The 24486-nt window shown below is 38.8% G+C and carries 20 protein-coding genes and 2 pseudogenes; 10 read left to right on the top strand and 12 right to left on the bottom strand.

Translation table 11 applies throughout. The features are described from left to right. Positions 1 to 324: 324 nt before the first annotated feature. Entirely contained in the window at positions 325 to 738 is a 414-nt protein-coding gene (locus BN1206_RS09330; protein ID WP_052543312.1) for a peptide deformylase, read from the bottom strand. A gap of 64 nt (positions 739 to 802) precedes the next feature. Here BN1206_RS09330 and BN1206_RS09325 point away from each other — a divergent pair, with 64 nt between their 5' ends. After that, positions 803 to 2026, top strand: coding sequence for a DUF2075 domain-containing protein (locus BN1206_RS09325; protein ID WP_014565466.1), 1224 nt, complete (start codon positions 803 to 805; stop codon positions 2024 to 2026). Between the two features lie 213 nt (positions 2027 to 2239). Continuing rightward, entirely contained in the window at positions 2240 to 3253 is a 1014-nt protein-coding gene (locus tag BN1206_RS09320; RefSeq protein ID WP_197072928.1) for a serine hydrolase domain-containing protein, read from the top strand. A gap of 37 nt (positions 3254 to 3290) precedes the next feature. On the opposite strand, the gene BN1206_RS09315 is transcribed toward BN1206_RS09320, so the two are convergent. The 3 genes and pseudogenes from BN1206_RS09315 to BN1206_RS09305 all read right to left on the bottom strand — a co-directional run bounded on the left by BN1206_RS09315 (position 3291) and on the right by BN1206_RS09305 (position 7852). Next, positions 3291 to 6116, bottom strand: a complete 2826-nt coding sequence (locus BN1206_RS09315) for a DEAD/DEAH box helicase (RefSeq protein ID WP_052543308.1) — start codon at positions 6114 to 6116, stop codon at positions 3291 to 3293. 66 nt (positions 6117 to 6182) lie between these two features. Continuing rightward, positions 6183 to 6759, bottom strand: a pseudogene (locus BN1206_RS09310) (amino acid permease); the annotation flags it as partial. Positions 6760 to 7024: 265 nt separating this feature from the next. After that, the gene (locus tag BN1206_RS09305; protein ID WP_013436897.1) at positions 7025 to 7852 is read right to left on the bottom strand and encodes an exodeoxyribonuclease III; all 828 of its coding nucleotides are present in this window, start codon (positions 7850 to 7852) and stop codon (positions 7025 to 7027) included. 621 nt (positions 7853 to 8473) lie between these two features. On the opposite strand from BN1206_RS09305, the gene BN1206_RS09300 reads away from it, so the two are divergent. Continuing rightward, positions 8474 to 9487 (top strand): D-2-hydroxyacid dehydrogenase, encoded by a 1014-nt coding sequence (locus BN1206_RS09300; protein ID WP_052543307.1) that lies wholly within the window; start codon positions 8474 to 8476, stop codon positions 9485 to 9487. A gap of 59 nt (positions 9488 to 9546) precedes the next feature. Here BN1206_RS09300 and BN1206_RS09295 read toward each other — a convergent pair whose 3' ends face one another. Continuing rightward, positions 9547 to 10152: a histidine phosphatase family protein gene (locus BN1206_RS09295; protein ID WP_052543305.1), complete on the bottom strand. Its 606-nt coding sequence runs from the start codon at positions 10150 to 10152 to the stop codon at positions 9547 to 9549. Positions 10153 to 10178: 26 nt separating this feature from the next. On the opposite strand from BN1206_RS09295, the gene BN1206_RS09290 reads away from it, so the two are divergent. After that, the gene (locus BN1206_RS09290; RefSeq protein ID WP_052543302.1) at positions 10179 to 11282 is read left to right on the top strand and encodes an endonuclease/exonuclease/phosphatase family protein; all 1104 of its coding nucleotides are present in this window, start codon (positions 10179 to 10181) and stop codon (positions 11280 to 11282) included. Between the two features lie 27 nt (positions 11283 to 11309). Here BN1206_RS09290 and BN1206_RS09285 read toward each other — a convergent pair whose 3' ends face one another. The 4 genes from BN1206_RS09285 to BN1206_RS10265 all read right to left on the bottom strand — a co-directional run bounded on the left by BN1206_RS09285 (position 11310) and on the right by BN1206_RS10265 (position 15201). Beyond that, positions 11310 to 12128 carry a Cof-type HAD-IIB family hydrolase gene (locus BN1206_RS09285; protein ID WP_052543301.1) on the bottom strand — a complete coding sequence of 273 codons (819 nt, stop codon included), beginning with the start codon at positions 12126 to 12128 and terminating at the stop codon, positions 11310 to 11312. Positions 12129 to 12246: 118 nt separating this feature from the next. Then, positions 12247 to 14172: a GTP-binding protein gene (locus BN1206_RS09280; RefSeq protein ID WP_052543299.1), complete on the bottom strand. Its 1926-nt coding sequence runs from the start codon at positions 14170 to 14172 to the stop codon at positions 12247 to 12249. 61 nt (positions 14173 to 14233) lie between these two features. Then, the gene (locus tag BN1206_RS09275) at positions 14234 to 14941 is read right to left on the bottom strand and encodes a YjjG family noncanonical pyrimidine nucleotidase (protein WP_013436891.1); all 708 of its coding nucleotides are present in this window, start codon (positions 14939 to 14941) and stop codon (positions 14234 to 14236) included. Positions 14942 to 15075: 134 nt separating this feature from the next. Continuing rightward, the gene (locus BN1206_RS10265; protein ID WP_006351306.1) at positions 15076 to 15201 is read right to left on the bottom strand and encodes a hypothetical protein; all 126 of its coding nucleotides are present in this window, start codon (positions 15199 to 15201) and stop codon (positions 15076 to 15078) included. A gap of 97 nt (positions 15202 to 15298) precedes the next feature. On the opposite strand from BN1206_RS10265, the gene trpX reads away from it, so the two are divergent. The 4 genes and pseudogenes from trpX to BN1206_RS09255 all read left to right on the top strand — a co-directional run bounded on the left by trpX (position 15299) and on the right by BN1206_RS09255 (position 18535). Further along, positions 15299 to 16291 carry a tryptophan ABC transporter substrate-binding protein gene (gene trpX / locus BN1206_RS09270; RefSeq protein WP_013641336.1) on the top strand — a complete coding sequence of 331 codons (993 nt, stop codon included), beginning with the start codon at positions 15299 to 15301 and terminating at the stop codon, positions 16289 to 16291. Beyond that, the gene (locus BN1206_RS09265; protein ID WP_052543297.1) at positions 16288 to 17187 is read left to right on the top strand and encodes an ABC transporter permease; all 900 of its coding nucleotides are present in this window, start codon (positions 16288 to 16290) and stop codon (positions 17185 to 17187) included. Before trpX ends, BN1206_RS09265 begins: the two co-directional genes overlap by 4 nt. Continuing rightward, positions 17184 to 17945: an ABC transporter ATP-binding protein gene (locus BN1206_RS09260; RefSeq protein ID WP_013436888.1), complete on the top strand. Its 762-nt coding sequence runs from the start codon at positions 17184 to 17186 to the stop codon at positions 17943 to 17945. The genes BN1206_RS09265 and BN1206_RS09260 overlap by 4 nt, the downstream gene beginning before the upstream one ends. Positions 17946 to 18188: 243 nt before the next feature. Then, positions 18189 to 18535 (top strand): annotated as a pseudogene (locus BN1206_RS09255) (hypothetical protein). Positions 18536 to 18621: 86 nt separating this feature from the next. Here BN1206_RS09255 and BN1206_RS09250 read toward each other — a convergent pair. Beyond that, positions 18622 to 19905, bottom strand: a complete 1284-nt coding sequence (locus BN1206_RS09250) for an SLC45 family MFS transporter (protein WP_369792942.1) — start codon at positions 19903 to 19905, stop codon at positions 18622 to 18624. A 255-nt stretch (positions 19906 to 20160) separates the two neighbouring features. Between BN1206_RS09250 and BN1206_RS09245 the strand changes: the two genes are divergently transcribed. Further along, complete coding sequence (locus BN1206_RS09245) at positions 20161 to 20343, top strand: hypothetical protein (protein WP_013436886.1); 183 nt, start codon at positions 20161 to 20163, stop codon at positions 20341 to 20343. Positions 20344 to 20384: 41 nt separating this feature from the next. On the opposite strand, the gene BN1206_RS09240 is transcribed toward BN1206_RS09245, so the two are convergent. Together BN1206_RS09240 and BN1206_RS09235 are read right to left on the bottom strand one after the other, a co-directional pair. Continuing rightward, the gene (locus BN1206_RS09240) at positions 20385 to 20957 is read right to left on the bottom strand and encodes an SGNH/GDSL hydrolase family protein (protein ID WP_013436885.1); all 573 of its coding nucleotides are present in this window, start codon (positions 20955 to 20957) and stop codon (positions 20385 to 20387) included. Then, positions 20954 to 21991, bottom strand: coding sequence for an AI-2E family transporter (locus BN1206_RS09235; protein WP_052543295.1), 1038 nt, complete (start codon positions 21989 to 21991; stop codon positions 20954 to 20956). The genes BN1206_RS09240 and BN1206_RS09235 overlap by 4 nt, the downstream gene beginning before the upstream one ends. Positions 21992 to 22248: 257 nt before the next feature. Here BN1206_RS09235 and nrdJ point away from each other — a divergent pair, with 257 nt between their 5' ends. Further along, positions 22249 to 24483, top strand: a complete 2235-nt coding sequence (gene nrdJ / locus BN1206_RS09230) for a ribonucleoside-triphosphate reductase, adenosylcobalamin-dependent (protein WP_052543294.1) — start codon at positions 22249 to 22251, stop codon at positions 24481 to 24483. Positions 24484 to 24486: the final 3 nt, after the last annotated feature.

The following is a 24486-nucleotide window of genomic DNA, read 5'->3' as shown; positions in this document are numbered from 1 at the left end:
TTCATCTCTTGCTTGACGACATTTAAATATGTTACCAGCTTCTTCTCCCTTTTGCAAGTACTTTTTTCATTTTATTGATTTTTCCTTTGCTCAGGCTTCTTATTCAAGCTGTGCCGCATCTCTCGAAACGACTTTATTAATTTACCCTATTTCTGCTCTTCTTGCAAGTTTGCCCTTTCGTTCGCGTTGTCATTAGTTCAGATAACTTTTTATCGCTTCATCCTCTTCAGCATAGCAAAAATACTACCATTAAAATTAATGATAGTATTTTTATTAGCTATAATCCGAACTATCTATTCGAAATTTTTTTCAAAAAACTTTATTTTAAATCAAAATTCCTTCGCAATGATCTACTTCATGCTGAATTACCTCCGCAATAAAATCCGTAAACTCTTGCGTCTTCGTATTAAGATTCATGTCTTGATATGTCACGGTAATCGCTCTATAGCGTTTAGTCTTTCGTTCGCCACTCAATGAAAGGCATCCCTCTTCAGTCAAATACTCACCACTCTTTTTTGTAATTTGCGGATTAAGCATAACTAATGGAAGAAGTCCTACATAAAAAGCAATGATTCTTTTATTTTTACCAATCATATTGGCTGCTAGTCCGACGGCCTTGTCTCTATTCGCCAAAAGAGTATCTCGCAAATCTTCCGCAACTTTCAAATCTGCACGATTTGCACTCGTCGACTTTTGACTCAAAAAGAGTTGGTCATGAATAATATTTTGCGCTGTCATAAAATCACCTTGTGTCGTTAATATTTTTACTAATTATAATAGATATTTTGGAAGTGAATAAACAGTGAACAACCAAGCATTTCAAAAATTATCGCCTAATCATCCATTAACTAATGAACAAAATAGTTTGATTAACCGAATTATCAAGTTTGCGGCTGCGCATTTACAAAACAAAAACATCCCGGCTGTTTTTACTATCTATGGTGATGCTGGTACTGGCAAAAGCGTGATTCTCTCATCGCTATTTGATCGGATTCAAAAACTAAGCCGCAACAATACTGCACCATTTTCAGGTACGCAAAATTATTTTTTAGTAAATCACCCTGAACTGCTTAAAGTCTATAAACAAATCGCGGGGCCACTACAAGAACTTTATAAAAAAGACTACATGCGGCCTACTTCATTTATTAACCAATTAGATAAAAAGCAAAAGACAGCGGACATCGTAGTAATTGATGAAGCGCATCTGCTTTTATCGCAGCCAGATCATTACAATAACTTCTATCATAATAATCAGCTTGAAGAGATTATTAAACTAGCCAAAGTTGTCATTCTTGTTTTTGATGAATATCAGGTGCTGCGCATGAAGAGTTTTTGGACTAAAGAGCGCTTGGAACAAATTACGCATCGCTACGCCCACGAAGAATATGTTTTACATCATCAATTTAGGATGACGGCTCCGGATAATCTGATCAACTGGTTTGATGCTTTTACTCAAGAAACTTTGCGGCCACTAGATAAAACCATGTGGCAAAATTATGATTTCCGTATTTTTACCGATGCCGAAAAAATGCGCCAGGAAATCATTAAACGAAATAATGAAGAAGGTCTAGCGAGGGTTCTTTCTACATCCGGCTATCCTTCCACCTTAGACGGCGGCAAACATTACATTAAAGAAGGTAACTTCAAAATGCCGTGGGATCAGTACAATTACACGTCAACGCCATGGGCCGAGATTCCGGAAACCATCAATGAGGTTGGTTCTATTTATACTTGTCAGGGTTTTGATTTAAATTATGCCGGCATCATTATTGGACCGCCAATTAGCCAGGTTCCTCATACTAACAAGCTGCAGGTTAATTTAGACAAAATCACCGATACAGAGATGTTTAAAAAGCGTAACGATCTGACCGATTCTCGAGCTAAGCTTAAATATGAAGAAAAAATGGTACTAAATTCGCTAAATGTTCTTTTCAAACGTGGTATCAAAGGCACTTACCTCTATGCCCATGATCCATATCTGCGACAAACTTTAAATAGCTTGTTCATTCAAGCAAATTGTATGTAAACATTTTCACTTACATTTTCTTAATAATTTTGAACTTGTATGGACCAAGTATCGCGCTAAAATGGAGATTAGACATGTTTAAGGGAGGCCCTCAAAATTTTTAAGAAAACAATTATCGGGATGGCTGCTGTCACTTTGCTAGGCGTTGCAGCACCTACAGTTAGTGCTAAAACAGCAACTCCTGTTCAAGCGAGCACATATCCCAAAACAGAAATGCGCAGTTTTGTACGCAATGTTTTTGCTCAAAACAATAGTCGCGGCAGTGCTGTAATTATCAAAAATGGTCGTCCGCAGCAAATTAGCTACGGCTGGGCTTGGTACGGCAAAAAGATCGGTAACGGAAACGAACAAGTAGTTTATCCAACTGGTTCTCTGCAAAAGATAATTACTGCAGCCATGGTTATTCAATTAATGAATGAAAAATGGCACACCAGCGAGCGTTTTACTCAAAACACCAAAATATCACGTTGGTTCCCTAACCTTAAAAACGCCGACAACATTACAGTCGGTGAATTAATGACCCATACTTCCGGCATTACTGCAACAGGTACCGAAACTGACCGCGGCAGCGATAGTTCCGAAGAAGAAGCCATTAATTGGGCTATCAATAATGCAAATTCCACTGATCCCGGCACTTCCGGAACTTATTCTTACAATAATACAAACTATATTTTGCTTACCGGCATTATCAGAAAAGTCAGCGGCCAATCTTATGAAGAAAACTTCAACAACCGCATCATTAATAAATTAGGTTTAACCAATACTTATCTTTACCAAAACATCCCTAGCGGAAAAACAGATCCAATTTCTTACACTTGGGACAATGGCAACAACTATCAAGATCCACAATATGTAAAAAGATCTTTAGCATCTCAACTTCCAGGTACAGGTAACATGTTTACCACTCCAATGGATTATTACAAGATTCAAGTTGGTTTAACCAATGGAACCATTTTAAGTAAGTCAGATTTCCATTACCTTACTCACTTAGACAGTAAGGTTAATGATTATTCTGGCGGTGTACATATTGAAAACAACGATACTATTAAATCTGCTTACGGCAATTTAACTGGTACTCACTTCGGTATGTGGTTCGAAATGACAACTGATAATCGCAACGGTTTGATTATGTTCTTAAATCAAACTTCAGGCGATGAAGATGCGCAAAAAGCAATGGGCTTGCAAATTTTGAATCATATTAGGGCTAACACTTTTACAGATGATTAAAACAAAAACAGCTTTCTACAACAGAAAGCTGTTTTTCTTATGCAAATAAATATGTGTACATCTCACTAGTGAGCGGCGTTTCGAATAATAAATTCATCCCTACGGCTGGCTTTTTCTTAGCACCAATCAATTCTTCCTTAACCGACTTAGGATCAATTTTTGCCTCACCTAAATAGAAGAACTGCTTGCCTTCCGCATCACTTCTTTTAACAAACAAGTGAATGTGCATCCCTTCAGTATGTAGCAAGCGCTGCACTTCTTCCGAATTTAAATGACGTGGCACTCTTGTATACCAACGCAAACTTCGACCATTTTCTAACGTATTATTGTAGATTGCGTTGCGCTTTTGATCATCATTCTTCTCATAAGTGATAAACATTGGCGTATCGTGTTTGCCAACGCGATAGCCATACATTGGAGCAGAAACATCTTTGGGCCAGTTTAATAAACGGCAAGCATCTTTACGATCATATTGTTGATACAGAGTAAATTGATGCAGATTGTCATACGACTCAATTAATTCCAGCCCCGTTTTAATTACGTCTTCTGCCAATCGTTTAAACCAGTTATTTTGTTTAAGTGTGGCGGCTAATTTTTCATTCAGTTCATAATCAGGCAGATTGCTATGCTCAATTAGCGGCAGATCGCCATATTGAGCTTTTTTCGTTGTCTTGCCCTGCTTAACGTCGAAAAATGACAAAGATAAAATGTCTTCAACTGACTGCAGCACTGCTTCATTCACATAACCACATTTTTGCAAAAGACCGACGTAGTCTTCTTGCTTTACTTTGCCGTTTTTGAAAAGCAAATCTAGCAAAAGCAATTCATGTATTCTTTTACCATTTAATAATTCCTTGGTCAGAAAAGTTAATACCTGATTTTCATATTTGCTTAGCTCAACAGATTCACCCATTTTTTGTAAAAAGGTCGCATAGTCGTCCAAGCCATGATTATTCGCAAAAACAAGTGGTGATACTGAACCATATTGGTAAAAGTCATACAAAAGCGGAATACGACCAATTTTATTTTTCAATTCTTGATAGCTCTGCCGCAATTCACGCAGGCCATCGAGTTTTACCTGATCTAGCGATGCCAAAATTTTTTCAGAGGCCACTTTACTGAAGTTAATCGTTGAAACATCGATCAGATTTGGCAAGCGAGTCTCTCTTTTAGCCCGGTCTTTGTCACGCGAAGTATCCTGATTTAAGGCGATCGGGATCAAATAATTATTTTTATAGTTACCGATAAAATCAAGCGCCGTCACGAAGTTTTTACCAGGATATTTCCTAAGACCTCTCCCTAATTGCTGCGTAAAAACAATACTCGACTGCGTGTTGCGCAACATAATAATCTGATTCAAAGCCGGAATATCAATCCCTTCATTGAACAAATCAACGGCAATAATATATTCGATTTTTCCGTTAACCAGTTTGGCAATAACTTCGCTCCGGCGTTTTTCACTATCTTCATTAGTCAAAGCAATTGCTGGATGACCTTTTTTAGAAAACAAGTCAGCTAATTCTTTGGCCTCATCCTGTCTGCTGCAAAATACCAATCCTTTGGCTTGCTTGCCGCAATAGCCATAATAATCAATCTCTCTTAAGACATAATCCACACGCTGTTCAGAAACTAAGTAGCGTAAGCCCGTCGTTTCATCAATCGTCTCGCCATCTGCTTCATAATCCTGCACGCCAACATAATGAAACGGCGCTAGCATCTTTTCCTCTAGTGCATCCCGCAAACGAATCTCATAGGCCAAATTATAATCAAAAATTTGGTACACATTTTGTTCATCCATTCGCTCAGGAGTGGCCGTCATCCCTAGTAAAAATTGCGGCTTAAAGTGCGCCAATATCTTTTGATAGCTTGGCGCCGCTGCTCTGTGCGCTTCATCAATTAAAATATAGTCAAATTCATCTTCAGCTAAACTAGCTAACACATCTGTCTGACTTAAAGTCTGTACTGTCGCAAAAATATATTTTCTGTTTAATTCATGATGACTGCCGCTAAGCAAACCAAAATCTTTTTTCGAACCGCCAATTACCTTGTAAAAACTTTCAAGCGACTTCTTCGCAATCTGTTGACGGTGGACAACATACAAAAACTTTTTCGGCTTAAAGTCTTTTACAGCAAAAGCACCTAAATAAGTTTTACCCGTTCCTGTTGCGGAAACTACTAACCCACGCTTTTCGCCGTTAGCAACTAATGCATTCAAATTCTTTAACGCCGCTTGCTGCATCTTATTCGGCGTAACCTTTTCAACGCTTTTACGGACAACATTTGCTTTAGGCTTTACCCAATTTGCTTTGTATTCTTCCAGCCATTCGCTAGTGATATCAAAACTATTTTGCTCAAGCAAAGCAATCTTTTGTGCAAACTGCTTGGTTAAATTCGCTTGTTTATTCGAACTAACTTTTAGCGCCCACTCATAATTACTAAGCAAAGCTGACCGAGTAAAGTTGGCACTGCCTACAACGACAGTTTGGTAATTTTCATGTTCAAATAAATAGCCCTTAGCATGAAAGCCTGCTTTTGTCGCAATTTTAATTTTTAAATTCGATATCTTCTGTAGCTCTTCAAAAACACGGGGATTATTGAAGTTAAGATAATCGCCTGTAATGATCGTGCCTGAAACGCCCTTATCAGCTAAATCGGCTAGCACCACTTTAAGTGGTACGAGCATATCCTGTGTGATAAAAGCTACTGCCCAAGTAAAACTCTGGCAACTAGATAATTCTTCGCGTAAAGTAAACCAGATTTTTTCCTGTGCATCATTACCTAAAACTCTCGGTCCAAATAATTCACTGCCAGGATATCTCTCATCCTCAAAACCGTTTAAAATTGCATCCCGCATCACCGTCATGTTTTTCACCTCGTTAATTGATTCTACTAAAAAAGCACTCGCTTTTTAAAAACGAATGCTTCAAGTTTATTGATTTTGCCATTTTTCATGCCAGCGATACAAAATCAGTGGCAAAACTGATACGATCGCACACATGCCAATCAAAGTCCAAACATAAACACCATGTAAGTAAGTAACTTGGAGTTCCTTATGCTGGAACGAAGAATGCAATTACGGTAATAATTAATGCCAAAATTGCAATCGCAATACTGGTGTTAGGATTCTTCGACATGTAATACATGCGGTGATAGTCTTCGTGTCTTCTCTTTAAAACAATGTGAGCGATCAACATGATCATATAAACCAGCAAGTACTGAGCAGTAGTTGCGGCCAAAGAAACATTAAAGGCAAAGTCCGCATTGGTACCACTAGTAAATGTAATCAAAAGCGCAGAAATAGTAACAATGCTTGATTGCAAGATCATGATTCTGATTGGCACACCATGCTTAGTGGTCTTGGCAAAGAATTTAGGCATGTAGCCTTCCCTTGCGGCTTCATACATCCCTTGGTTAGGACCAGCGATCCAGTTACCAAGTTCACCGATGATTCCGCAGGCGAGCATGATTCCCACAATCTTTTGCAATAAATCACCAGGAAGACCAATTATTGATTGAAGCCATTTTTCCGGCCATTTACGTAATTGGTATAAACCAGGCAATACCAGCAATCAATAAATAAAGCAGCGCTGTAGCACCAGTCTTACCAAATGGAGCTAGTCATCGCAAACAGCTTGAATGCAGTCAGACGATTGTATTTCAAGTCCTGCTCCAGGGCCCAATCTTCTTTTTTCTCGTTATTCAAAATAATTAACCTCTACTCTTCCAAAAAAATATTTTTTTGAAAGTAATTATACTAGTGTTTTGATTATTTTACAGGTTAATTTCGAGCAAAATTGGACAGTGGTCTGCTCTTTTTCCGGTATCCATCATTTCTGACCGAACCACCTTATCGGCTATCCGATTAGATACTAGCCAGTAGTCGATTCTCCAGCCAGAATTGTTGGCCTTGGCGGTTCTAACGCGTTGAGCCCACCAAGAATAAACATCTGTAATATCGCCGTGAACTTTTCTAAATGTGTCTGTAAAACCTGCATTTAACAAATTGGTAAAGTCTACTCTTTCTTCATCAGTAAAGCCGGCTGAATGGTGATTATTTTCGGGATGCTTCAAATCGATTTCAGTGTGAGCACAATTGTAATCGCCACTTGCCAAAACTGGCTTTTCTTGATCTAGCTTGTGTAAGTATTCAGTATATTTCTCATCCCAAACTTGGCGATCAGCTAAACGCTTTAAGCCACTACCTGAATTGGGCGTATAAACTTGTGTGACAAAGAACTTATCAAAATCAAGCGTAATAATTCGGCCTTCCGCGTCCATCGTATCTGGTACACCAATAGTTGGATATGAAGCTTTTGGCGTTAATTCTTTTTTATAAAGATACATTGTTCCGGCATAACCTTTTCTGGCCGGTTCTTCTGAAGAACGCCAAACGTAATCATATTCAGGAAACTTTTCTGCAAGTACTGTTTGGTGCTTCTTAGTTGGACCCGTTGCACGCAACTTGGTTTCTTGAATTGCAATAATATCAGGATTTGCGTCATGAATTTTATCTAACACCTGACGGGTTTCTTCAGCTCTAGCTGATGTTCCGGTCAAAGCCGCATTAAGTGAATCAATATTCCATGAAATTAAAATCATTGCTCTTTCTCCTTTTTTCTATTCATGCTAATTATAGCCGAAAAAGAAAAGGACTGGCTTAGATGACTAATCTAAACCAGCCCTTTAAGGGAGTTGTGTTGAATGAGAATAACGAGATTTTTTTACATTAGCCTACTCATCACTAATGCTGCGAAAACGAATCATCAAGGTTAACAAAAAGGTTCAACGCTTGAGATATGCAGGGGACTTGATTCTTCACTTTCGCAAAGGGGATGGGCTTTTTATCAACATTCGCTCTTGCGACCACATAGTCGCTTGAGCTCCCAATGTATGAGTTAATAAAACGTCCAATAGGATGTATTAATAAGGAATTAGAAGATTTGTTACCTTCTTGCAATCTATCTCTATTTGTTGCGTTGTATTTTTGTTATGAGTATATAATACCAATCGCATGACATTGTGTCACAATATTCTCTATGTCTTTATAATTCCTTAAACAATTGCCGTATATAGGAATAATTTATTCTGCTTATTTAGCTTGTTTTATTTTAAATTTTTAAAATTTTCTGCAAAAAATAAGCTTTTTTGTGTTTTGTTGAACAAGTGGAAGTGTATAATGAGGGCTGGTCATATTAATAAATTTTACGGAGGTTTAAATTTATGACAAAGATTTTTGCTTACGCTATTCGTAAAGATGAAGAACCATTCTTGAACGAATGGAAGGAAGCTCACAAGGATATCGATGTTGATTACACTGATAAGCTTTTGACTCCTGAAACTGCAAAGCTTGCTAAAGGTTCAGATGGTGTTGTTGTTTACCAACAACTAGACTACACCGCTGATACTCTTCAAGCATTGGCAGATGCTGGCGTAACTAAGATGTCATTACGTAACGTTGGTGTCGACAACATTGACATGGACAAGGCTAAGGAATTAGGCTTCGAAATTACTAATGTTCCAGTTTACTCACCAGACGCTATTGCTGAACATGCTGCTATTCAAGCTGCACGTATATTACGTCAAGACAAGCGCATGGACGAAAAGATGGCTAAACGTGATTTACGTTGGGCACCAACTATCGGCCGTGAAGTTCGTGACCAAGTTGTCGGTGTTGTTGGTACTGGTCACATTGGTCAAGTATTTATGAAAATTATGGAAGGTTTCGGCGCAAAGGTTATTGCTTACGATATCTTCAAGAACCCAGAACTTGAAAAGAAGGGTTACTACGTTGACTCACTTGACGATTTGTACAAGCAAGCTGATGTAATTTCACTTCACGTACCAGATGTACCAGCTAACGTACACATGATCAACGACAAGTCAATCGCAGAAATGAAAGACGGCGTTGTAATTGTAAACTGCTCACGTGGTCCACTTGTTGACACTGACGCAGTTATCCGTGGTTTGGACTCAGGCAAGATCTTCGGCTTCGTTATGGATACTTACGAAGGCGAAGTTGGTGTATTTAACAAGGATTGGGAAGGTAAAGAATTCCCAGACAAGCGTTTGGCAGACTTAATTGATCGTCCAAACGTATTGGTAACTCCACACACCGCCTTCTACACCACTCACGCTGTACGCAACATGGTTGTTAAGGCATTTGACAACAACTTGAAGTTAATCAACGGCGAAAAGCCAGATTCTCCAGTTGCATTGGACAAGAACAAGTTCTAAAAATAAATTAGAATTAATAAAAAATCTCAGCTCAATTGGGCTGAGATTTTTTGTTTGGTTTATAAATTATCGTTATAGCTATCAGACACGTCGTCCGCAGGATTGGCTACTGACTTTAAAGTGAAGTTCTTACCATCATAGTTTAAAACAACGATGCCACAATTGTGATAATGCAGTTTTCCTAGGGGATGTAAACTGTTCAGTACTTTTCTTAAGAAGTTCATTAAGGCACCACCATGTGAAACAATTAACACGTTTTTACCATTTGGAATATCCTTAAGCAATCTACGAATCGTTTTATCCATCCGCTCTTCTACTTCGACTTGGCTTTCTCCACCAAATTGTTTGAAGAAGTCATTATAAGGTGGCTTAGGATTCAAACTTTGATCGTGGGCTTCATAGCGACCAAAGGCAAACTCCTTCAATCCCTTATCACGCTTGAATGGCATCTTATGTTCCGTTATAATTTCCAACGTATCACTCGCTCTTTCAGAGCTTGAAGAAAAGGCATAATCAAAGTGTACGTGTTTTTCTTTTAAATAATCACGTGTAGCTTCTGCTTGCGCAATTCCTAATGGAGTTAATGGAGAATCGCATCTGCCTTGGATCTTATGGAAATAATTAAAAAAGGTTTGTCCGTGACGAACTAAATATACTGTAATCATTGTCTTCTCCCATATCGAGGTTAAAAATGAAAATACTAAAAAGAATTGGAATCGGTTTGCTCAACTTAATCGGTATTCTGCTTGTAGTAATTATCGGTTATGTGGGCTACATGCAAATGCACTACTATCGCATCCCTGATAATCGCAAACTGTCTATAAAAAATAATCAATCTAAACAATTAAGCTTGCACCATCTATACTCTATCATTACTTATAATGTTGGTTTTGGTGCATATAATCACAATTTTGATTTCTTTATGGATAAAGGTGAACTCAAAAACGGCACAAAAACGCAAGGGACACGTGGTACTGCCTTTTCTAAACAATCCGTTCTTGCTTCAACCGACGGTGTCATCAAGACGATGAAAAAACAGAATCCTGATTTCATGCTCTTTCAAGAAATCGATACCCACTCAACGCGTAGCCACTATGTCAACCAAGTTAATTTAGTTGAGCACGCTTTTAAAAATTATGACCATGTTTTTGCCAATAATTTCCACTCCGCATATCTCGCTTGGCCACTTTATGACCCACACGGCAGCGTTCAATCAGGTTTGCTTAGTATGAGTAAATACCACATGCAAAGCGCAGTTAGAAGAAAATATCCTGTTTCTTCCGCATTTATCTCCAAATTTACAGATCTTGATCGCTGCTTCACGGTTATGCACTACCCAATCAAAGGCGGAAAAGAATTAATCGTCATCAATAGTCATATGTCAGCCTATGATAAAGGCGGCAAAATGCGTAAAGCGCAAATGAAGATTCTTTCTAAAGTAATCGAAGCTGAATATAAAGCGGGCAATTACGTCATTGTCGGTGGTGACTTCAACCACGCATTAGGCCGCGACATGCTCACCCACTTTGACCATCAAGAAAAGATTCCTAGTTGGGTATCTGTTTTAGATCAAAAGATGTTGCCTAAGGATTTCATCATGGTTAAAGCAACTAACCGTGAGCGTGTAGCTACAGTTAGATCAACGGATATGAAATATCGGCCTAAGGTTAACTACCAAACAGTTGGCGATGGCTTTATCATTTCAAAAAATATTAAAGCCAAGGCTACCGATATCAACACCGATTATCATTATGCCGATCACAATCCAGTCAGATTAGGATTTAGCTTAAAATAAAAAAGCCGTTTTACGGCTTTTTTATTTTTATTCAATATCTAAATATTTAGCTAAAACTTTTAAGACACCATTCTCATCATTCGATGGTGCTTCGTATTTGGCAACCGCCTTCGTTTTAGCGTTAGCATTTTCCATGGCATAGCTATAACCACATGCCTCAAGCATGCCGATATCATTTTCACCATCACCAAAAGCAATCAAATCTTTTTGTTCAATGCCATAGTACTTAAGCATATCAGCTACACCTTTGGCTTTATTAATGCCCTTGTGCACCAGATCGATCGTCATATTACCGCTACTAGTACCGCGAACGTAATCACCATATTTTTCATTGAAGCGATCTTGAATAATTGTAGCTAATTCATCGTCGGCAGTCAGACAAACTTTCAAAATAGCATCGCTAGGATCGATATCAGTAAATTTATCGACTTCTTCTACTTTGCGATAGTAAATTCGAATATCATCTTTTGTTGCCTTATCCATACTCTTCAAGATGTAACAATGATGTTCTGCACTAACCATGATGATTGCTTCTGGATATTCGGTTTGAATAAAGTGAAGCAACTTCTGAGCAATATCATAATCGAGCGCAGTTCTTTTGATTACTTTGCCATCGGCTTCGAGAATAGCGCCATTTTCAGATACATAATCAATTCCTTCAGTGAATTCTTGAAAGTATTCATGTGATCTGATCAATTGATTACCTGTAGCTGAAATGAAGGGAATATTGTTTGCTTGTAGTTTTTTCAAAATTTTACCAAAAAGCTGATGATCAAAAGTCTTCTTTTCTGTTAAAAAAGTACCGTCCATATCAACAGCTACGGCTTTAAAGGGTATTGTAGTCATGTGTATCACCTTTCCAATACCTTTATGTTACTATGTAAGCGCTTTTGTTTCATCATTTTTAGCTAAAAATGAAATTTCTTTCACAGGTAATCATATATTTCACTTCATGCAAGAAGTTTTATTTTAATGGGTACGTATATGAATAATGCGCTGTTTCTGGCACTTTATCCCAGGTTACCGTGTGGCCTGCACCATGTGAACAAAAGACCGAGTTAGGCGTATTTTCTAGATCTGAAACAGGATCATAATTTTTCTGTTCGATGATTTCTTGAGCATTATGACAAGGCAAATAACCCTTTACGACGCATTCAAAGATTCCGTCACCATGCGTGTAGCCACGTACTTGCGCAGCGTAATCCTGCATTTCACTAACTGGTGCCGAGCCTTCAATGATGGTGCGGTCGCCTTTATTTTCTGGTGAATTAAACTGACCACTCATTCTTTGAATATCACTCAGCGCGCGGCCCACATGTTCTTGACTTACTTCAAGGCGGAAATCATACCATGGTTCAAGTAAGATCAATTGGTCCTGCTCTTTTAATTCCATCAGGCCCTGACGCACCGCACGATAAGTTGCTTCTCTAAAGTCGCCACCGACTGAGTGCACAATACTACCTTTACCGCCAAGCAAAGTAATTTTTACGTCTGTAATTGGCGTACCCAGTAAAACTCCCAAATGCTCTTTTGATTCAAGAGCTGTCATAATCTGATGTTGCCAATTTTTGGTTAAAACTTCTAGACTGCAGTTATTTTCAAAAACTACGCCACTATTTCTTGAACCTGGTTCAAGCAACAGGTGCACTTCCGCATAGTGACGCAACGGTTCAAAGTGACCTACGCCTTCTACTGGTTGAGCAATAGTCTCTTTGTATAAAATGCTGCCTTGTTCAAAATCAACGGTTAAAGTAAAACGTTCCTGCAACAATTGTTTTAAAATCTCGAGTTGAATTTTCCCCATCACCTGAACGCGAAGTTCCTGCAAATGTTCTGACCAAGTTACATGAAGCTGTGGATTTTCGTCTCCTAGCGTCTTTAAGGCCATCAGACAGGCATGAATATCCTCATCCAGTGGATTAAGCTTGTAAGTTAAAACTGGCTTTAGACTGGCTTCTTTTGCGTCTGTAGCGCCAAAGCCTTGTCCTGGATAAGTCTTAGTTAAACCAGTAGCTGCAACAATTTCGCCTGCATTTACTTTTACAACCGTCGTAAATTTTTCACCGTTATATTCGCGCAATTGATTAATCTTTTCGCCGGCTAATTCAGTTTTTGCCTGCAATTTGCCGCCTAAAATTTTAATCCAGCTAAGGCGCTCCCCATTTTTATCATGCGAAATCTTGAAGCATCTAGCTGAAAAATCAGGACTATATTCTTTTTCTTTAGTCCACTTATCAAAGCCTGCTAAAAATTCCGTAATTCCAGTTAATTTCAGAGCTGAGCCAAAATAAACGGGATAGATCTTTCTCTGCACAATTAAATTTTGAATATCCGAATTCATAATTTCCTCGCCATTCAGATATTTTTCGAGCAGCTGATCATCAGCCGAAGCCACATTTTCATAAAAAGTTTGATCTTCTTGGCTAAAATCCAGGCAATTTTCACTTAAACTTTTTTGAATATCGGTTAAAACCTGACCTTTATTTGTACCTGCAATATCGATTTTATTAACAAAAATAAAAACAGGCACATGATTTTTCTCAAGTAAATTCCACAGCGTCTTGGCATAACTGGTGACGCCATCGGTCGCCGAAATAACCAAAATCGCATAATCTAAAACGCTCAGCACTTCTTCGGTTTGAAAAGCAAAATCGACGTGCCCTGGCGTATCAAGCAAAGTAATCTCTGCATCATCCGTGGTCAATTTAGCCTCATGAGAAAAAATAGTAATGCCCCGTTTTTTCTCAAGTTGTTGGGTATCTAAAAATGCATCCCCATTGTCCACTCTTCCCAAATTCCTGATATTTCCTGCCCGATACAGCAAGGCTTCAGAAAGAGTCGTCTTACCCGCGTCAACGTGGGCCACAATTCCTGTTGTAATTTTCTTCATCATTTTTCACCTAAAAAAAGTATCTTATCTCAAAGATAAGATACCCTTCTCATTAATTCAATTAATACTTCTTTTGAAAATCATTCTGCATCAATTTAACGAATTCTGGATAATTTTCCACTTCAAAAATTGGGTGCAAATGGAGCGTATTTTTACGGTGACGGTGATTGTACCAGATGCTATCAAAGCCATATTCTTCTGCACCTAAAATATCGGATTGCAAGCCATCGCCAAAGAAGACTGTTTCATCAGGACCGATCTCAGTTCGACTGAAGAAATAATCAAAAGCATGTGGATTCGGCTTAGAATAATGGGCTTCTTCTGAAGTAACAATCAAATCAAAATATTTTTTCACGCCAGCTAGTTCCAAGCGGTGATTTTGCATAAACTTTTCACCATTACTCAAAATAGTTAATTTATAGCCCTGCTTCTTCGCAAACTTCAAAGTATCTTTTATACCCGGCAGAAGTTTATGTGCTTCGCCAAAGTATGAACGATATTCGTCCATGGCCTTTTTACCATCAATCTCAATTCCAAAATGATCCTTGATAAAGTCATGAAAGGTCATTTCACTCAGCTGTTCATAGGTTAACTCGCCTTGTTCAAGTCTGCGCCATAATCCCTGATTGTAAGCATGGTACTGGCGCTGAAGTTCTTGAGATAATGGCCAATGATGTGCATTAAAAAGACTGTGCAAAGCAAAATCTTCAGTTGCCGCAAAATCGATAATAGTATCATCAACGTCAAAAATAATTTGTTTATAGCGCAATGTGGTTAGTCCTTTCCTTAATTCTAGAATATTAATTATATCAGTTTTTAAAAATTAAATGAAAAAAGTGATTGACAACTTTTTAATAACTCTTTAAAATTTGTGACAACAAATAATTTGAATGAAAGGAAGATTTAACCATGTTTAAGAATGTAGTAATCAATCGTTGGCAATTCCAGCACTAGAGTTGTTTCTGCACGCTTATTAAAAGCACGGATGCGACTCAGATACTTTTCGCATCTGTGCTGGTAAATCTTCATAAAAAAGTAGCCCGCACGGATTTAATAAACGTGCGGGTTTTTTTGGACATTTCCCGTAAAACGGAAATGTCCTTTTTTGTTTATGGGAGTCGGAAAAATGAAAAGATTAATCGGAACAATTATTGCTCTCTTCGCCTTTTTAGTTGCCGCATTTGTTATAGAGGTAAATAAACAAACTACAGCGCAAAAAGAAAAGGTTGTGGGCATTTTACAAACTATGAGTCACCCAGCCTTGGATCAGATCCACCGCGGTATTATTAAGGGTCTTGAAGACGAAGGTTACCGCGAAGGTAAAAATATCCAAATCGGTTTTCAAAATGCCCAAGGCGATCAAAGTAATTTGAAATCAATGAGTGATCGTTTTAACCAAAGAAATGCGGCAGTGACAATCGGAATTGCGACACCAGCTGTTCAATCTTTGGCTAACGAATCAGGCGACACGCCAGTAATCATGGGTGCAGTCAGTGATCCACTAGGAACGCACTTAGTTAAAAGTTTGAACCATCCTGGTGGCAAAGTTACCGGGGTGCAAGATCGTCAGCCTATTCCAGCTCAATTAAAATTGTTGCGGACGATTTTACCTAAAGCTAAACGGATCGGGGTTGTCTACACCTCAAGCGATGATTCATCCGCATCTGAATATCGTGAATTTAGAAAATTAGCTGAAAAAGAAGGCCTCACAGTTCGTCCATACACGATCACTTCTACCAATGATATTGAACAAGTTGCCCAAACCATGGCGGGCAAAGTTCAAGCAGTGTATGTACCTACCGACAACACCGTTGCTTCAGGAATTGCCACCTTGCTTAAGGCAACTAACGAAGCAAAGATTCCTGTTTTCCCAGCTGCCGATACCATGGTTAAGTCAGGTGGTCTTGCCACTAGATGTGTGAGCCAGTTCGACATGGGAGTTTTAACTGGTCACATGGCCGGACAAATTTTGAAAGGTAAAAATCCAGCAGATACACCGGTTAGAAAAGTGACCAGCTATGAAACTATGATTAACCAAAAAGCCGCAAACGAATTAAACATTCATATTCCAGACAGCGTCATCAAGGCTGCACAAAAGAAAGGACGGATTATCAAATGAGCCTTATTACATCAACTATCGGGCGAGGTCTCTTATGGGGAGTCTTAGCCTTAGGCCTATTTCTCACTTTTAGAATTTTAAATTTCCCTGATATGACTGTTGAAGGAACATTTCCCTTCGGTGCAGCGATTTGCGTCAGTGCTTTAGTACACGGCGTTGATCCGGTGCTGGCTACCATCCTTTCATTTTTAGGCGGGATGCTTACAGGGTTAGTTACTGGACTACTTTATACCAAAGGCAAAATTCCAGTTTTACTTGCTGGAATTTTAACCATGACTGGTGTCTACTCAGTCAACTTGCGTATTTTAGGTAAAGCAAATGTCGGCTTGCTCAACAAAGCTACTTTGCTTAACGAGAAGTTTTTACAAAAGTTGCCTACTAACTTCCCTACTATTGTGGTTGGTCTCTTCTTTGCAGTATTGATTATCCTTTTGTTAGCTTTTTTTCTAAATACCGACCTTGGTCAAAGTTTCATCGCAACTGGTGATAATGAAAAAATGGCTCGCTCACTGGGTATCAACACCGATAACATGAAGATCCTAGGCTTGATGCTTTCAAACGGCTTAATTGGTTTAACTGGTGGTTTGATCGCCCAAAACGGTGGTTATGCCGACGTTAACATGGGGATCGGAACAATGGTTATCAGCCTTGCCGCAATCATTATCGGCGAAGTCGTTTACGGCAACAATTTAACTTTAACTGCTCGTTTAATTGCCATCATCATCGGCAGTATCATCTACCGTTTGATTTTGTTATTAGTTTTGCAACTAGGCTTCAGCACCAACGACTTCAGATTGATCTCCGCAATCATCTTAGCTATCTGCATGATGTTGCCATTGTTTGAGAAAAAGTTCCATGTACGTAAATTATTGAAAAAAGGAGTTCAAAAACCATGAGCACAATTTTAGATTTACAAAACATTACCACCACAGTTAATGAAGGTACAAACGAAGAAAAGCAAATTCTCAAAAACATCAACTTAAAACTGGAAGATGGCGACTTTGTGACCTTGCTGGGGACCAACGGTGCAGGTAAATCTACCCTGCTAAATATCATCAACGGCTCCATTTTTCCCATTACTGGGAAAGTCCTCTTAAAAGACCGTGATTTAACTCCTTTATCTGAAGTAAAACGTGCCAAGTATATTGCCCAAGTTTTCCAGGATCCTAAGATGGGAACTGCTCCAAGAATGACGGTTGCCGAGAACTTACTTTTAGCTACTAAGCGTGGTCAACATCGTGGCCTGCGCCCTAGAGGGCTCGATAAACACATGAAAGAATTTGAAAAAGAGACTGCTCAGCTGCCTAATGGATTAAATGAGCGCTTAAATACTTTCGTGGGCAATCTCTCAGGTGGTCAGCGCCAAACACTCAGTTTCTTAATGGCTACCATCAAAAAGCCAGAATTATTGTTGCTAGATGAGCATACAGCTGCCCTTGATCCTAATACCAGCCGCGATTTACTCGAATTAACTGATCAAGTTGTACGCGAAGAAAAATTAACCTGCATTATGATCACCCACCAATTAAAAGATGCCATTAAGTATGGCAATCGGATGGTAATTCTGAATAGCGGGCAAATTGTATTAGATGTTAAAGGTGAAGAAAAGAAAGAATTAACTGAAGAAGATATTTTGCAATATTTCACTGATTAGTTATTTTTACTCATATGTTCCGTAAAATAAGCACTATGAAATGGCTTTAATTCTGACTAAAATAAGAATTGAGATCATAATAAAGGGACTTATACTAAGAAAACAGTTATCTAAAATAGATAGCTATTTTTATTTATTTTGCCAATTTTTAACTAAAAATAATTGAAAACGTTATTCTAGCAACATTTGTGGGACCTAAATTATTTTCAAAAAATTCAAATTATCCCTTGAATTTAATAATATATGTTAGACGCAAAGAAATTAGCTAAAGTTGTTTCAGTCGCAGTCGCTTCAATGAGTTTATTAGGTGTCAGTGCTTCAGTTACCGAAGCTGCTAGTTTCACTGCCCCAAAGTTGGGTGTTGCAGAAGTTGCTCCTACTAACCCAGCTATCAAGAAAGGCGACAAGATCTTCGTTACTGTTAAAGATACCAAGACGCTGTTTTAAACGCAAACGGTGGAAAGCCCGCTAAGACAGTTTCAATGGATTCAACTTTCACTGCTAAGGATGTTAAGAAGACTAACGGCAAGAAGCTTGTTAAGATCAGTGGCAATCAATGGTTAGACACTAAGGATGTTGTTAAGGATTAATAAAAATATTCAGATCTAACAAAATGAATAACTAAAAAATGCACGAAGCCAAATTCTGACTTCATGCATTTTTATTTTGGTCTAAATTATTTTACGTAGGTTTCTTTAATGCTGATAACTGATAAAGCAGCTAAGAATCCTGAAATACCAGTGATTAACATCATAGCTGGCATTGAGTTACCTACCATTGGGAAGATGATAAAGCTGAGTAATGAAGCGACAATCTGTGGCAAACAAATTGAACAGTTGAATAAGCCAAGGTAGGTTCCCATGTGTTTACCTGATAAAGCGTTAGATACCATAGTCAATGGATAAGTGTTCATCCCTGCCCAGCTGATTCCGATTAAAATGAATGAAAGAATCAGCAGCATTTGTGAATGAACCAAGAAAATTGAAGTGTAGCCAATTGCACCTAATGCCAAACTTAAGCCGTAGCCTAACTTATGACGATTGTTTGGTACTTTAGCCAAAACATATGACCAAATTACAGCCGCAATTGATTGAACAGCAGTCAATACGCCGAACCAGTTACCTGCAATTTGGTAGCCTGCTGAAGAAGCGGAAGTAGTGTTCCATACGTTTTGCGCAATCGCACCAGTTGCATAAGTTGAAAGGTATTGGAATGAAATCCAGCTGAAAAATTGGACTAATGAAACTTGCCAAAATACTTTTGGCGCTTTCTTTAGCAATTCAATCCAACCGCCACCTTCTTTGTTATCTGATTCCTTGATACCATGGTAACGAGCATAAGTTTCTGGATCATATTCATGAACTCTGAAGATGGTGAACAATGAAGTAATTACCAAAACAGCTGCACCAACATAGAATGAAATGACAACTGATTGTGGTACCACACCCTTTTTAGCAGTATTAGCAACACCAAAACTAGTTAACAAGAATGGGAAAAATGCGGCAATTACAGCACCAAAGTTGGAAAGCATACTTTGAATTCCGTAAGCATATGATTTTTGTTCATCGTTAACCATATCACCGATCATCATCTTAAATGGCTGCATGGCCATGTTAGAAGCAACGTCCAATATGGCAATTGCGACAGCACCGAAAATAAGTGCTTCTAAGGATCCATATCCTAAGCCAAAACTACCAACATTTGGCAAAATGACCATTGTGATTACGGCGAAGATCATCCCGATTAACAAATAAGGTAATCTTCTACCAATCTTAGGAATCCAAGTACGATCTGATAAGGATCCGATTCCTGGTTGCACCACCAGACCAGCAAGTGGTGGCAAAATGAAGAACCAACCTAATTTTGTTGGGTCAGCCCCTAAAGTTTGGAAAATTCTACTCATTTGTGAAGTTTCCAAAGTAAATGCAATTTGTACGCCTAAATAACCTAAGCTAATCATCCAAATAGTGGAAGCGGCTAGCGTTGGTAAACCTGATTTTTCTTGCTTCAAGTTCTCTTTCTCCTTCCATCTAAATCGCTTTCATATTTTAAATGATATCGATTTCAGAAAGAGCTTTCAATACGATTTGCTCTGTTAACGGTAACTTAATTGCATAAACATTTCTTGATTTTTTCTAAAAGCAGCATACTTAATCTACGCTCTCTCCATCTCTTGGTAGTAAAATATTCTCATAGATTATGGAGGTATGAAACTATGCTTTCACTTTTGTTAACAATTTTCTTGATTTGGCTTTTCTTCAAGTTGGGGGTTGGCTTAATCAAGATTTTCGGCTTCTTACTCATTGCCGGATTGATTTTCGTATTTTGCGCATACTTGCTCATCCCATTCCTGGCTCTGGTAGCCGTGGGTGGATTGTTGTTTGCGGCAATAAGATAATTTAATTGAATAAAAAATAAAGAGGCCTTTCGGCCTCTTTTTTACATGCTCTTCAAATTTTTAACAATCAATTTAGCTAATATCTCATAGCCTGCATCCCCAAAGTGCAAACCATCATTTTTCATTCCTTGGGCAGTCTTCTTGATGTCCCCTGCATCTAGCATCGCCTGACATAAATCCGCATATCTAAAATGATATTCCTGAGCGACTTCTTCGACTGCTTTGGCATATTTTTCTACTAAAGCATTATCGCGCACAAGCTGCTTTTCCTCATCAACGGCGGGTGGCGAAACAAGCAAAACATGTGGCGGATAATATGCACAAATTATCGCTGAACAAATCAATTCCATATTTTGCTTAAATTGCGTTAACGGTACCTGCTTATGCGTTGCCAGATCATTAGTCCCAAGTAAAATTACCAAGTTATCGCACTTTTTCACGCTCAAAACTAATTCATTAAGTCTTGCAAAAAACGCACCTGAATTGATCCCCGACACTGCAGTATTTTCAATTTCTACGTCAGGCAACATCTTTTTTAAATTCCAGTTAATATGCGGCTCTTCTTTGCCTTCATTGCGTGCGATGATGCTATCGCCTGTCAGTAATAATCTCATTTTAGAACTGCCTTCTTCTTACTCTTTTTAGTTGGCTTAATGCCTAAAACATCCAAGAAGAAAGTAAAGATTGGCACACCTACGATCAAGCCCCAGCTGCCCCAGAAATGTTCTGCCACAAGCAAAACCAAGAATGTGTAGAAAATTGGTAATTCAGTCTTGCTGGCCATGAACTTAGGATTTAAGACATAGGCTTCAACGGCGTGAATAATCATGATCATAATGAAAATGTAAATCACGTAGCGAATGCCGCCTACTGAGTAGCCCACAATACTTAGCGGAATCAGTGAAATGATTACACCAGCAACTGGAACCAAACTCAAAATGAAGACCATCAAGCCTAAGGCGACAATCTGTGGCATTCTCATTATAGCCAAACCGATCATTGTCAAAGCTGTGTTACAAATCGCAATAAGGGATTGGGCCTCAAGCACTACACCAAAGGTATTGGTAAATTTTTTACCGAAGTAACAAATATCTTCAAAGAGCCACTTCAAGTAGCCGCTTTTAACGAATAAACTAGAGAATTCTCTCATCTTCTTTAATTCAATCGTGTAAAAGAAACTTAAGATCAGTGACATAAATGTCGCGATGGTCAGCGTGCCGATATTAGTAGCAGTGTGAAAGGCAAAAGTCATAGCGTGCTTTGCCTGTTCAATCAACTCGCCTTTACTAATGTAACGCGTTACGTACGACATCAAACGCAACGATTCATCGCTTTCATAAAATGCCATAACGGACTTTACCATCTTACTGATTTGCACCATCAGCATGGGCAAGTAAACCGTTATAACGAAATACAATAGCGCCAGAATTATCAGATACGTGACGACAACTATTATCCCTGTCGGCATCTTAGGAATGTAACGCTGGACTAAACGAATCAGGTGCACGATTACGTAAGTAAAAATAAATGTTAACAGAATCGTATTCATCATTGCCCGCATCTCGTACAAACAAGCTACGATTAACAAAAATACGACAACTCTACGCAATGGCACATTGTCTTTAAATTTTTGCCAAGCTGTATTCATGAATCAAACCTCGTTTTTTCATTATTTTTGATTGTAACATGATAATTTTCTATATTTTTTGCTTTCTAAAGCTATACCACATTTTATCTAAAATTTTTTCTAATTTATTAGCCCTATTCTGATGGGATTTGCAGTTTACAAATCAATGCTATCCGCGATAATTTTCTACAAACCACAAGATATTGTGGTACATTTAGATATGTGCTCATACATAATGTGTTTTGCGAAACAATAATAATCTTTTAGGAGTGAAAAACATGCCATCTACTAGAATTGAACTAGATCAAAACTTTATTGATCAAGTGAAACATGAAATCAAACCTCACTGGGGTGAACTTGGCTGGGTAACCTATAAGAGAACTTATGCCCGTTGGCTTCCTGATCAAGATCGTTCAGAAAACTGGGATGAGACAGTTAAGCGTGTGATCGAAGGTAACATCAACCTTGATCCACGTCTAAAAGACTCTCCCTCTAAAGAAGTTATCAGCGAATTGACCAATGAAGCTAAACGATTATTCCGTTTAGTTTATGGCTTATCAGCTACCCCTTCAGGTCGTAACCTTTGGATTTCAGGAACCGATTATCAAAAACGGACTGGCGATTCATTAAACAACTGCTGGTTCATCGCTATTCGTCCTCAAGAATATGGCGACAGTCACATCGTGCCTTCTTACGTTGATAAGAGAGAAAAAGCTGTCTCCATGCCTTTCTCCTTCCTATTCGATCAATTAATGAAAGGCGGCGGCGTTGGTTTTTCAGTTGTTAACGACAACATCAAGCAAATTCCTAAGGTTAATAACAAAATCGATTTAACTGTTGTAATCGATAAAGGCAGCAAGTCACACGATGCCTCAATCAAGGTTGGCGCCATTGATAAAGACGAATGGAAAAAGCAAAATCCAGATCAAGACGACGTGATTTACTACAGATTGCCTGATACTCGTGAAGGCTGGGTTCTTGCCAATGCCCGTTTAATTGATATGCACTTTAACCAAACCAATCCTGATCGAAAGACCAAATTAGTTTTGGACATTACTGATATTCGTCCATACGGTGCCAAGATCCATGGCTTCGGCGGTACTGCTTCAGGTCCAATGCCTTTAGTTGAAATGTTTATCGATATCAACAACGTCATTAATGCCCGCGCAGGTAAAAACTTGACTGCTGTTGATGCGACTGACATTTGTAACTTGATTGGTAAAACAGTTGTTGCCGGCAACGTTCGTCGTTCAGCTGAGCTTGCACTTGGCTCTAGTGACGACCAAGACTTTATCAAGATGAAGCAGGATAAGAAAAAGCTTTATCACCACCGTTGGGCTTCTAACAACAGTGTGGCCATTAATTCTAAGTTTAATAATTATGGTCCAATTGCTGACGGCATTTTGCATAATGGCGAGCCTGGTATCGTTAACTTAGATTTGTCACGCAACTATGGTCGTATTGTTGATGGCTATCAACCAGGAATTGACGATGACGTTGAAGGTACTAATCCTTGTGGCGAAATTTCTTTGGCAAATGGTGAGCCATGCAACTTGTTTGAGGTCTTCCCATACATCGCTGAAATGCAAGGCTGGGACTTAAAGGAGGCCTTCGCCTTAGCTACTCGTTTTGCTAAGAGAGTTACCTTTAGTCACTACGACTGGGAAGTTTCACGTAAGATTATTCAAAAGAACCGCAGAATCGGTATTTCAATGTCTGGTATTCAAGACTGGCTGCTTAATGACTTGGGCCACAGAGTAGTCACTGGCTTTGAAGATGCCGTTGATGCAGAAACTGGTGAAAAGATTAAGAAACCAATCTATGATTCACAGGCAGTTGAAAGAGTGGATGGCTTATACAAGGCTGTAGTCGACGCAGATAAGGCCTACAGCAAGGAATTAGGCACCCACCCATCAATTAAGCACACCACAGTTAAACCATCTGGTACGGTGGCTAAATTGGCTGGTGTGTCAGAAGGGATGCACTTCCACTATGCTGGTTATTTGATTCAGAGAATTCGTTTCCAGGCTAGTGATCCATTGCTTCCAGCCTTAAGAGAATGCGGCTATCATACTGAACCAGATATTTACACTAAGAACACTATTTGCGTCGAATTTCCATTACGGGCTGCTCACGCCGATAGTAAAAACTTTGCTTCTGCCGGAACGGTTTCAATTGCGGAACAATTCGCGACCCAAGCATTCTTGCAAACATACTGGTCTGACAATGCCGTCAGCTGCACCATCACCTTCCAATCAGATGAAAGTGACGAAATTGCTCCACTTCTTCACCAATACAGACACACTATTAAATCAACTTCACTTCTTCCTTACTACGGTGGTTCACTCAAGCAAGCTCCAAAAGAGCCAATTGACAAGAAGACCTATAAAGAAAGAGCTGCTTTGATTACTGATGATGTTGAAGAAGTATTTGCAAAGCAAAATGATGATCAAAAGGGATTAGAAATTGTAGGACAAACCGACTGTGAAGGCGGAGCTTGCCCAATCAAGTAATTT

This window comes from Lactobacillus sp. OTU4228 (assembly GCF_001006945.1).
GTDB classification, from domain to species: domain Bacteria; phylum Bacillota; class Bacilli; order Lactobacillales; family Lactobacillaceae; genus Lactobacillus; species Lactobacillus amylovorus.
Note: the sequence above shows the minus strand (reverse complement) of the source record. Positions and strands in the feature narration are given on the sequence as shown.